Source organism: Streptomyces sp. Je 1-4 4N24, assembly GCF_026239515.1.
Lineage (GTDB): Bacteria > Actinomycetota > Actinomycetes > Streptomycetales > Streptomycetaceae > Streptomyces > Streptomyces nigrescens.
In genome coordinates this window covers 8,550,940-8,562,001 of the sequence record NZ_CP110836.1, presented here as the reverse complement: position 1 = coordinate 8,562,001, position 11,062 = coordinate 8,550,940, and the positions used below count along the sequence as shown (strand labels likewise).

Below are 11,062 nucleotides of genomic sequence, written 5' to 3'. Positions count from 1 at the left end.
CTCCGCGGTGCCCCGAACCTGGGCCCCGTACTCGTGGGGCGTGCAAGCGTGCAAAGCGGGCTACGGCTGCGGCTGCGTGCGCGCTGCTACGAAAGCCCCGCCCTTTCCATTGTCCGTGGCGTGATGCGTTCTCGCATCCTGAGTCGGACGCCCTTGCGCATGTCCCCGCCATGGATCGCATTCGCCGCCTGACGCATCGTCAGGAGCGGCTCGTCGAAGGCAGAGCGATGACCCAACCCGCGCGTACATACGGGGCTTCCTACTGTTCCTCCGCCTCCTCCTTCCGCCTCCTCCTTCCGCCTCCTCCCTCCCTTCATCACGCCCACTGTGGCGCCGATTGACGGCTACCGGATCCACCATCCGCCCGAAATGCACTCTTCGTATGCGCATGCAAGTCTGGTACCGGTTCATCGTTCGAGATCCGCCAGGAGGCACGACCGTGGGCAAGAAGCAGAGCCGGCAGAATCGCGGCGCCCGCACCGGCGGCCATGAACGCAGCGCCGCCGCGGAGGCGAAGGAAAAGGCGAAGGCATCGACCCCGCATGAGCCGGAGCAGTCGATGTCGAAGCACGTCGCCCACAAGGCCCAGCGGAAGTTCGGCCACAACTGATCTTGGGCGGTCGGCCACGGTCTGCCGCGGTCGGCCACGGTCTGCCGTGGTCTGCCGCGGTCTGCCGCGGTCGAGGAACGGGCCTTCCCGTAGGATCGCGGCATGAACCTGTCCGGGAGAGTCTGGGGCGCCACCGGTCCCGAACAGGAGGCGTCCTATCCCTGCGATCGCCTCGTGGAGGCCCCTGCCGCGGGGTGGACCCGGGCCGTTGACATAGCGGCGCCGACCGGCCTCGTCTTCCGTTGGCTACGGCAGTTGACCATCGCGCCGTACAGCTATGACTGGATCGACTTCCGCGGACGCAGAAGCCCGCACACCCTTGTCGAGGGGCTACCGGAACTGGCCCCGGGGCAGCCGTTCCTCGTATTCGAGATCGCAAGCTTCGAGACCGGCAGGCACATCACCGGAGTGCTCCCGGCCCGGCGCGCCGAACGCCACGGGCAGATGGCGGTGAGCTACACCCTGCGCCCGCTCGACGGTGGTTGCCGCCTGGTGGTGAAGGTCGTTGCCGAGGCCGAGGGGCCCCTCGCCCACAGGCTCCGTCGCAGGCTTCTCGCCTGGGGTGATCTCGTCATGATGCGCAAACAGCTCCTGACCCTCAAGAAGCTGGCCGAACGGGACGGCGTCGCCTGAGCGCCGCCTTGTAGGAGGGGCCTCCGGATACCGGGCATATCCGGAGGCCCCGACAACGCGGCGTGGGGGCACCTCCCAGCATGAGCCGGGTGAGCGCGCCGAAGCCGTCGTCGTGCGCCCGCCGGGGATTGCACGACAGCCCTTAGGCGGGTAGGGCGAAGCGTCCTTTGAGGGCGTTCAGGCCGGTGGTGTAGATGTTGTCGCCGAACTGCTTCTCGATCTCGGGGATGAGTTCGTCGGCGGCCTCGTATGTCGCGGCCCAGCGGATCTCGGCACCCGCCTCGTGCGGGTGCACGGACAGCGTGGAGACGTAGGCGGAGACGGGGACTGCGGATTCGTGGATGGTGTAACGGAGCATCCGGCGCGCGTTGTCCTTCTCCAGGAGCCGCTCCCTGATGACCACTCGGCCGTTGACGGAGAACGCCTGTATCGCCCCGGGCGTCTCGGGATCGGCGCCGTCCTCGATCACCGACGGCGGGAGCAGGGGGTGCCAGTCGGCGAGGCCGCCGAACGTGCCGATGATCCGCCAGACGGCATCGGGGTCGGCGGTGACGACGGTGGTACGGGTGAGCGTGTGCACGGGCGGTCCTCCGATGGCTGCGGATGGCGATGGCTGCGGCTGTATGTGATCAGCCGCTTCTGTCGGCGGCTCACCAAGTGCCGTCGCCCCGCAGTACGGCGTCGGCGCCGCCGTCGATGAAGACGACCTGGCCGGTGACCAGTTCGTTCTCGGGAGAGGTGAGCCAGGTCAGGAGGGGCACGATCTGTGCCGGCTGGGCGGGGCCGTGAAGCGGCATGGGGACGGTCGCGTCAACGATCTTGCGTATGTCGGGGCTGGCCAGCATGGGCTCCGTCATGGGGGTGACGACGGTTCCGGGGGCGATGGCGTTGAGGGGGATACCGGCGCCCGCCCAGTCGGCGGTCACGGCGGTGCGGCGTATCCATCGGGCGATGGCGGCCTTGGTCGAGCCGTAGATCGCATAGCCCTCTCCCCGGTCGACCGCTGCCCGGGCGGCGGCCAGCGCAGCTTCCTCGTCACCGGCGAGCGCGGCGTCGGCGATGGCCGTGTCGTGCGGGTGGACGGAGGCGACCGAGGCGATGACGACGGCGCGCGGGTCCGTACCGGCGGCCAGCAGGGGGCGCAGCCCTTCCAACGTGGCGACCGCGCCGAAGTAGTTGACGCTGACGGCGCGCGGTTCGAAACCGGCGAGGCCGGCGCCCGCGATCACGGCGTCGAGCCGTCCACCACTCAACTCGCCTGCGCGCTGGACCAGATGGGCCCGGCCATCGGGGGTGGCGAGGTCCGCGACGATATCGGCGTCCTTGAGGTCGGCCCCGATGACCGTGTGCCCCTGCTCCCTGAGCCGGGTGGCGGTGGCCTTGCCGATGCCGGAGGCGGTTCCGGTGATGAGGTAAGTGCGGGACATGGTCGGCTCCTTCGCTGACGCTGTACGTGCTCCGGTCGCTGATCACCGTGCGTCGGCCGTGGACCGTACGCCGTCGATGGCCGATCACCGGTCATCGACCGGCCATCGCCGTTCGCCGCGCCGCCCCCACCGGCGCACGGGCTTGCAGGGACAGCGCGACAGCACGGGCATGGCGGACGGATCGACCGCTGAACGATCGGCTTCTGATCAGCCGTTGATCAACATACCTCTTTTCTGGCACGCCATGCCAATAATTCTCTGTGAGAATAAGGGCCGAGCTGAAACACGGCAAGGAGCACACAATGGCGGCAGCACGAGGCCGTCCGTCCCTGACGGAACATCGGCGCCTTCAGACACAGCTGGAGATCGCGGAGGCCGCGGCGGCCCTGTTCGCCGACCGCGGTTACGACACGACGACGGTCGAGGACATCGCCTCGGCCGCGGGCATCTCCCTGCGCACCTTCTACCGCTACTGCCCGGCGAAAGAGGACGCCCTCACCCCCCCCTTCGCCTCCAGCGTCGGCCAACTCGTGGACGTCCTCGCGGACCAACCGGCCGAAGAACCGCTCAGCGCCGCCATCGAGGCGTCCTTCGGGACGGAGACGGCCGAGCGGCGCCTGGAGGACGCCGCCCGGGCCCGTCGGCTGGTCCGGGTCCTGGGAACCGTCCCCGTCCTGAAGATGCGCTGGCTCGCGGCGGGGCGGGAGATGCAGGAACGGCTCGCGCCCGCGCTGGCGTCCCGCACGGGCGCCCCTCCCGACAGTCTCGAAGTGCGGCTGCTGACCACCGCGGTGCTGGACGCGTTCACCGTCACCATGGAGTACTGGGCCTGGCAGGACGAGCCTGAGGAATTCGTCGACCTGATGCGCCGCGCGCTGGCGTTTCTGCGGCTCGACGAGCTCCAGTGGAAGCCCGGGCCGTCCGTCGACCAGTAGGCGGCCATCGGCCCGGAATCGCCGGGGACCGGACCGGGCTAGGAATCATCCCCTTCGTATGCCGCCAGCGCGACTTGGCGGCACTCCAGCACCTCGCCGAGGTCCTCGGGGACCACTCGGTCCTTTGCCAGCTTCATACGGGCCGCGGCCTCGACGGAGGCCCATGCCTGGCGGGCGCGTTTGTTGGCCACCCGCCGGCTGTCACCCCGGAGGAAGCCCGCCCCCGCCGCACACCCCGCGGCGATCAGCGCCAGCAACGCCGCGGGGATGCGGGCGTCCGCCGAGGCCAGCCCCGCGGCTCCGGACACGCCGGCGAGGAGCGCCGCGGGGAAACCCAGGGCGATATCGACCTTGACCCAGAAATCAGCCCTGCGGTGAGCGAGGTCCTTCTGTCGTATCGCTTCGTCACATAACCGCTCCAGCTCGGCCCGCAGCCGGTCAGAGGGCTCGTTCCAGGAGGGAGACACGGGTGGTCCGGCAGAGGTAGTGGCCATGCCTGGATTCCAACACGAGGGAAACTCAAGGGACTTGTGCGCGCATGGACAGTCTTACGGGGCGTCCGTGGTGGGCTCCCGACAGATCGGCGGGGGCGGGGCGGAGATCGAAGTGCGGTGCCCCTCGCCTCACAGGTGCCTGCCTCCGTACGTCGCCCGCGCACCTCTCGCCCGGACGGATGCCCCTCTCCGCGCAGCTCACCCACGATGATTAGTGTGGAATCCGCCGGCGTGATCACCGGCGGACGGGCGGCCGCCCTCGTGCGTCCCCCCGGGAGCCCGAGGAAAGGTGTGGACATGACGAGCGTGCACGGCGCATCCCTGGACATCCCCACCCCGGACGGCGCCGCCGACGCCTATCTCGCTCACCCCGACGACGGCAAGCCGCACCCCGGGGTCCTGCTGTACATGGACGCGTTCGGACTGCGCCCCTCATTGGAGGAGCTGGCCGGGCGTCTGGCCGGGCACGGCTACACGGTGCTGGTGCCCAACGTCCTGTACCGCGCGGGGCGTGCGCCCGTCGTGGACCTGCCCGACTTCATCGCCCCCTCCCATCTGCCGGAGATCTTCGAGCAGCTCTCCCCGAGCATGCAGGCCCTCACCCCGGACCTGGCGATGCGGGACGCCGGCGCCTACCTGGACTGGCTTGCCGCCTCTCCTCTGGTCACCGACGGGCCGGTGGGTACCACCGGCTACTGCATGGGCGGTGTGCTCGGGATCCGCACCGCCGCGGCCTACCCCGACCGCATCGGAGCCGCGGCCTCCTTCCACGCGGGCCGGCTGGTCACCGATGCCGAGGACAGCCCGCACCGGCTCGCCGGCCGCAGCACGGCTGAGCTGTACTTCGGCCACGCCGACCGCGATCATTTGATGTCGGCCGACCAGATCGCGAGCCTGGAGCGGACCTTGGACGCCGAGGGCGTCCCCTACCGCAGCGAGTTGTACGAGGGTGCCCAGCACGGCTACACCCAGACCGACACCGCCGCGTACAACTCCGTGGCGGATCAGCGTCATTGGCACAACCTGCTGGAGCTCTTCGGTCGTCGGCTCTGACCGACGGGCCGGGCGGGCGGTGCGAACCCGAAGGGCCGCGCTCGCCACCCACGACGCCGGCAGCCCTGCGCTCCCAGTCTCCTCAACCAGCCCTGACCAGCGGCTCCGAGACGTACGGCGGTCAACTGGAGGGGCCCCTCACCCCGTGTTAGCGTGAAATTGTCCGTACCAAAACGGGCACGCACCCGCATACCTGGCCTCTCCAGAGGGAGATGGTGACCATGGCGCGGGACCCTCTGTTCCACGCGTCCCGGGCCGGCACCGAGGCTCGGGGAGGCGAGGAGAGTTCCCCCCGGGCCGTCGGACGGGCGGCCGCCGTCAGGAACAATGTGGACTGGGACGGCCTGCGCCGGCGGATGAGCGGCGCGCTGCTGCGGCCGGGAGACGCCGGGTTCGAGACCGCCAGGAAGCTTTTCAACCCGCTCAATGACGACCTGGTGCCCGCGGCGGTGGCGCAGTGCGCGTCGGTGGGCGATGTCCGCGAGGCGGTGCTGGCGGCGGCGAACCGGGTGCCGCTGGCGGCCCGTAGCGGTGGGCACTCCTATGTCGGCTACTCGGCGCCGCACGGCGGCCTCACCCTTGACCTCCGGCGTCTGTCGACCGTGCGGGCCCAGCCGGACGGCACCGCCACCATCGGCGCCGGTGCGACACTGCAGGACGTCTACACCGCGCTCGGCCAGGCCAACCGTTGTCTGCCCGGCGGCTCCTGTTTCACCGTCGGCATCGCCGGGGTGGCCCTGGGTGGCGGAATCGGCGTGCTGCAACGCAGGTTCGGGCTCACCTGTGACCACCTCGTGTCCGCCGAGGTCGTCACCGCGGACGGGAGGACGCTGACCGCCTCGGCCACGCAGAATCCGAATCTGTTCTGGGCCCTGCGCGGTGGTGGCGGCGGCAATTTCGGGGTCGTCACACAGTTCACCTTCGCGACCGACCCGGCTCCGGCGCTGACGGTGTTCCGGCTCGACTTCCCGGCGGGGAACGCGACGAAGGTGCTGACCGCGTGGCAGCCGTGGATCACCGCCGCGCCGCGCGAGCTGTGGGCCAACCTCAATGTGTCGGGTGGGGCCAAACCGCGCTGCAAGGTGGCCGGCTGCTTCGTCGGGCCGAGCAGCGCCTGCAATCTCCTCCTGAACGACCTGGTCACGCGCGCCGATGTGCGTCCCGACCAGCGAAGGGTCGAGGACCGCGACTACTTCAAGGCCATGCGCTTCTTCGCCGGCAGCCCCGACCGACAGTCGTTCGTCGCCTCGTCGCGGGTTCTCACCTCGCACGCCGCCAATCCGGGCGCCGTCGTCACCGTGCTCAAAAACCGTCCGGGAATGGATCTCATCCTCGATCCCCTCGGTGGTGCGGTGGCCGATGTGGACGTCCAGCAGACCGCGTTCCCGCACCGCAAGGCCTTCGCCACCGCCCAGATCTATGCGAGCGCGACGGCGGCGTCCGAAGCCGCGGTGACGCGCAGCGTCGGCCAGGTCGTGGCGGGACTTGCGGACCAGGGCATCAAGGGCGGCTATGTGAACTACATCGATCCGGCCCTCCCCGACTGGGCAAAGGCCTACTACGGCCCGAATCTGGAGCGCCTGCGCACTGTCGCGTACGAGTACGACCCGGACCAGGTCTTCGACTTCCCGCAAGCGGTCACCCACACGTGACCGGCCATCCCGGCGACGCACCGGCTACCCCGCCGGCCGGTACCGGCAAGGGGTCCGGCGTGTCCCGCCAGGAGTTCGACGCGCTGTTCGCGGCGGTCCGTACGTGGGGCCGCTGGGCCGCTGCCGACCGCGGGGCCTGGAACCGGGTGACGCCGGAGCACGTACGGCGGGCCACCGCGCTGGTCCGGTCCGGCACCCTCGTCCCGATGGCACGTCCCTGGGACACGGCGCCCGGCCCGGACAACAGCAAGCCCGCCCTGCATTACATGTCCGATCTCGGTGACGTCGAGCCTCCTGAGCCCGCCACGCACAAGGACTTCATCGCCGTCGACTACCACGGCAAGGCCGTCAGTCATCTGGACGCGCTCTCCCATGTCGCTTACCGCGGGCAGCTCTACGACGGCCGCGCGGCGCAGGAGTGCATCGACGCCGGAGGTGCGCGGTTCGGCGCCGTGTCCGCGCTGGGCCCGCTGGTGACCAAGGGGGTGCTTCTCGACCTGCCCCTCGTTCTCGGGCTCGGCTGGCTGGAGCCCGGACAGGCGGTGCACGCGGCGGACATCCTTGCCGCGGAGCGGGCACTGGAGGTGACGATCGGCGAGGGCGACGCGGTGCTGCTGCGGTCCGGCGCTGTCCGCCGCCGCCAGGAACTGGGTGCCTGGGACACCGGCACGGCGAGCGCGGGCCTGCATGTGGACGCCATGCCCCTGCTGGCCGAGCGCGGCATCGCCCTGCTCGGCGGCGACGGCGACAGCGATGTACGGCCCTCACCGGTCGACGGCCTGCATTCCCCGGTGCATGCGCTGGCCGTCGCCGCGATGGGGGTGCCGCTCCTGGACAACCTCGACCTGGAGGTGCTCTCCGCCGCGAGCGCCGAGACGGGCCGTTACGAGTTCCTACTCCTGGTAGCTCCCCTGAACATCCCCGGTGGCACGGGCTCGCCCGTGACTCCGGTCGCGGTCCTGTGACGGCCGGCGGTCACCGGGCCGTCCATCAGGCGACCTTTTTACCGGGCGACCCGCTGGAGGCCAGGTCACGGCCATGATCGCTGCTTCGGCCCGCCCGTGAGCTCCGTACGGTCGGACTCCGTGGCCGGGTCGCGGAAGGTGTCCGGCCGCCCGGTTCTCCTCCGGGTCCGCGATCAGTACCGCCAGAAGTGCAAAGCTCTACAATTGGATCAAACGGGACAGCTGCTCCGACGTACGGGTGGCCATCGCGGCATGCACCCATGTGGGAAGTGATTGGGATGGGGCTGGCGGGAGAGGGCATCGGTCCCGCACGCGCCCGTGAGCAGTTCCTCCGTGAGGGGTCGGTCGAGGGGGCCGTCCGGAGTCCGATCCTGAATTCGTGGCAGCGTTCCCGGTCGCTGGGGCTCACACCGGAAGGCTGCGTGCTCCCCTTCCGCCAGGATCTCGATCTGGACGGCCGGCTCGTCCGCGCCGCGGTGCCCGTACTGGACCGGCTGCAGTCCCGGTTCGCGGGCCGGAACATGAATGTGTCGCTCGCCGACGGACGGGGCGCGGTGCTGCAACGCCGCTTCGGCGAAGCCTCTCTGGTCAGACATCTGGCCGCGATCCAGAGCGTCCCGGGCTTCGTGTTCGCCGAGCGGTTCGGCGGGACCAACGGGATCGGGCTGGCGCTCGCGGAACGGCAGCTGATCAATGTCTTCGGTGCCGAGCACTTCGCCGAACGCTCGCAGTCCAGTGCCTGCGCGGCCATTCCCGTCCGCGACCTGCTCAGCGGGCGCATCGAGGGCGTCCTCTGCCTCGGCTTTCCGCTCACCGACGCGGACACCGCGCTGAACACCGTGATCCGCAAGGCCGCCGGCGTCATCGAACGGCGGCTGCTGGAGCAGAGTTCGGCGCGGGAGCGGGCCTTGCTGCAGGCGTACCTCGACGCCAGGCGCCATGCGCCGGGCGGCGAGACGAGCGGCAACGGGCAGCTGGGCGAGCTCGCCGAGAGCGGTCTGGACTGGCGGGACCAGATGATCCTCAAGGAGAAGGCCACCGAACTGATCACCTCGGCCCAGCGGGCCGCCGTCGAGGTGTCCCTGCCTGGCGGCCGGCGGGTCACCCTGCTGAGCCGCCCCGTGACGAGCGCCTCCGGGGTGGAGGGAATCGTCATCGAAGCGGTCCTGCCCTCGGCCCACCAGCGGGTGGCCGTACCCGCCGAAGCCGGGACACCCGCCACCCCCCTCGCGGAGCAGGTCCTGGCACCCGCCACCCCCCTGCCCGGGCGCCTTCCCGACGCCGCACCCGGCCGGGCGGTCGCGACAGCCCGCAGGCCCGGCACTCCCGGCATGCCCGGCGCCATGGGAAGCACCGCACCCGACAGCGCGGCCAGGGGGCTGGTGATGGTGGGCGAGCCGGGTGTGGGGACGTATGCGGTGGCGGCCCGGCGCCGTCTGGAGCTGCTGTCCGAGGCCAGCACCCGCATCGGCACCACCCTGGACGTGAGCCGTACCGCCCACGAGCTGGCCGAGATGGCCGTGCCGCGCCTGGCCGACTTCATCACCATCGACCTGCCCGCGGCGGTGCTGCGCGGCGAGGAGCCGACCGACCCTCGCTCCGGACTCCACCGCACGGTGGTCCACGGCATTCGCGACGACTGCCCCTTCTACCCGGCCGGCGAACCGGTCGATCTCCGCCCGACCACGCCCCAGCTCCGCTGTCTGGCCGCCGGGGAGCCGGTCCTGGAGCCCGACCTGCGGGCCGCCACGGGGTGGATCGCCCAGGATCCCGGGCACGCCCAGGATCTGCTCGACCACCACGTCCACTCCCTCATCACCGTCCCCCTCCTCGCCCGTGGGATCGCCCTGGGCGTGGCGAGCTTCTACCGCTCGGCGGATCCGGCGCCCTTCGGGGACGACGACCGGTCGCTGGCCCAGGAACTCGCCACACGCGCGGCCATCTGCATTGACAACGCCCGCCGTTACACCCGTGAACACACCATGGTCCTGGCGTTGCAGCGCAGCCTGCTGCCGCACAGCTTCCCCGAGCAGAACGCCGTCGAGGTCGCCTCCCGCTATATGCCTGCCGAGTCGGGGGTCGGCGGGGACTGGTTCGATGTCATCCCCCTCTCCGGCACCCGTATCGCCCTGATCGTCGGGGATGTGGTCGGCCATGGGATGCATGCCGCCGCCACCATGGGCCGACTGCGCATCGCCGCGCGCAACTTCGCCGAACTGGACCTGGGCCCGGACGAGGTCCTCACCCACCTCGACAATCTCGTGGGGCGCCTCGACCGGGACGAGGACGCCGCGGAAGCCGCCGGCAGCCCCGGCATCATCGGCGCCACCTGCCTGTACGCCATCTACGACCCCACCTCCCAGCAGTGTGTGATGGCCCGGTCCGGCCACCCCCCACCCGCGATCGTCCGCCCCGACGGCACCGTGACCTTCCCCGACCTCCCCGCGGGCCCGCCGCTGGGCCTGGGCGGGCTCCCGTTCGAAACCGCCGCATTCCACCTCCCGGAGGGCAGTCAACTCGTCCTCTACACCGACGGGCTCATCCAGGACCGCCACCGCGATTTCGACCGGGCCCTCGACCGGCTGCGCCAAGCACTGGCGCACCCGGACCGCTCACCCGAGGACACCTGTGAGGCCGTTCTCCGGACCGTGGTGCCCGACCACCCCACCGACGACATCGCCCTGCTCGTCGCCCGTACCCGCGTCCTGGCCCCGCACCGGATCGCCACCTGGGACGTGGCCTCCGATCCCGCGTGCGTCTCCGGCATCCGCGCGGCCGTCACCCGCCAACTGGCCGAATGGGGGCTGGACGAGGTCGTCTTCGCCACCGAACTCCTGCTCAGCGAGCTGGTCACCAATGCCATCCGCTACGGCACCGGCCCCATCCAGGTACGCCTGCTCCACGACCGCACGCTGATCTGCGAGGTCTCCGACACCAGCAGCACCGCCCCGCATCTGCGCCATGCGGCCAGCACCGACGAGGGCGGCCGCGGTCTGTTCCTCGTCGCGCAGCTCGCTCAGGCCTGGGGCACCCGCTACACCGCCGACGGCAAGGTCATCTGGGCCGAGTGCGCGCTGGAGGCACCTGGCGGAAAGCCCGGCGCCATCGAAGCACACTTCGACGACATTCCCGCCATCTGACAGCCCATCCGGCATCGAGGCCAAAGGGGGCCTTAGCATGTCGGAAATGTGGCGACCTGGCCGGTCACGCATCATCAGGACCGCACGCCCCGGCGCCCCCACCACCGCGAAGCGCCCAGCAGCAGTGTCCCTTTCAGTCGGGAAGAACCACGA

The 11,062-nt window shown here is 70.6% G+C and carries 10 protein-coding genes; 7 read left to right on the top strand and 3 right to left on the bottom strand.

Features of this window, described 5'->3' with window-relative positions:
- Positions 1–439: 439 nt before the first annotated feature.
- A complete protein-coding gene (locus tag SLV14N_RS37115; RefSeq protein WP_208687251.1) occupies positions 440–610 on the top strand; it encodes a hypothetical protein in 171 nt (56 codons plus the stop codon).
- Positions 611–712: 102 nt separating this feature from the next.
- On the top strand, positions 713–1,243 hold the full coding sequence (locus SLV14N_RS37110; RefSeq protein ID WP_263272732.1) for a hypothetical protein: 531 nt from the start codon (positions 713–715) through the stop codon (positions 1,241–1,243).
- A gap of 142 nt (positions 1,244–1,385) precedes the next feature.
- Here SLV14N_RS37110 and SLV14N_RS37105 read toward each other — a convergent pair whose 3' ends face one another.
- Together SLV14N_RS37105 and SLV14N_RS37100 are read right to left on the bottom strand one after the other, a co-directional pair.
- Entirely contained in the window at positions 1,386–1,823 is a 438-nt protein-coding gene (locus tag SLV14N_RS37105; protein ID WP_263272730.1) for an SRPBCC family protein, read from the bottom strand.
- A 70-nt stretch (positions 1,824–1,893) separates the two neighbouring features.
- Positions 1,894–2,670: an SDR family oxidoreductase gene (locus SLV14N_RS37100; protein WP_263272729.1), complete on the bottom strand. Its 777-nt coding sequence runs from the start codon at positions 2,668–2,670 to the stop codon at positions 1,894–1,896.
- A gap of 302 nt (positions 2,671–2,972) precedes the next feature.
- Here SLV14N_RS37100 and SLV14N_RS37095 point away from each other — a divergent pair, with 302 nt between their 5' ends.
- On the top strand, positions 2,973–3,605 hold the full coding sequence (locus tag SLV14N_RS37095) for a TetR family transcriptional regulator (protein WP_265875046.1): 633 nt from the start codon (positions 2,973–2,975) through the stop codon (positions 3,603–3,605).
- A gap of 38 nt (positions 3,606–3,643) precedes the next feature.
- Here the strand turns inward: SLV14N_RS37095 and SLV14N_RS37090 are convergent, their stop codons facing one another.
- On the bottom strand, positions 3,644–4,099 hold the full coding sequence (locus SLV14N_RS37090) for a hypothetical protein (protein WP_208687241.1): 456 nt from the start codon (positions 4,097–4,099) through the stop codon (positions 3,644–3,646).
- A gap of 297 nt (positions 4,100–4,396) precedes the next feature.
- Between SLV14N_RS37090 and SLV14N_RS37085 the strand changes: the two genes are divergently transcribed.
- The 4 genes from SLV14N_RS37085 (at position 4,397) to SLV14N_RS37070 (ending at position 10,909) form a co-directional block, all read left to right on the top strand.
- A complete protein-coding gene (locus SLV14N_RS37085; RefSeq protein ID WP_263272725.1) occupies positions 4,397–5,152 on the top strand; it encodes a dienelactone hydrolase family protein in 756 nt (251 codons plus the stop codon).
- A 221-nt stretch (positions 5,153–5,373) separates the two neighbouring features.
- Positions 5,374–6,804: an FAD-binding oxidoreductase gene (locus SLV14N_RS37080; RefSeq protein WP_263272723.1), complete on the top strand. Its 1,431-nt coding sequence runs from the start codon at positions 5,374–5,376 to the stop codon at positions 6,802–6,804.
- A gap of 59 nt (positions 6,805–6,863) precedes the next feature.
- Positions 6,864–7,769 (top strand): cyclase family protein, encoded by a 906-nt coding sequence (locus tag SLV14N_RS37075; RefSeq protein WP_263272721.1) that lies wholly within the window; start codon positions 6,864–6,866, stop codon positions 7,767–7,769.
- 260 nt (positions 7,770–8,029) lie between these two features.
- The gene (locus SLV14N_RS37070; RefSeq protein WP_263272720.1) at positions 8,030–10,909 is read left to right on the top strand and encodes a SpoIIE family protein phosphatase; all 2,880 of its coding nucleotides are present in this window, start codon (positions 8,030–8,032) and stop codon (positions 10,907–10,909) included.
- Positions 10,910–11,062 lie beyond the last annotated feature (153 nt).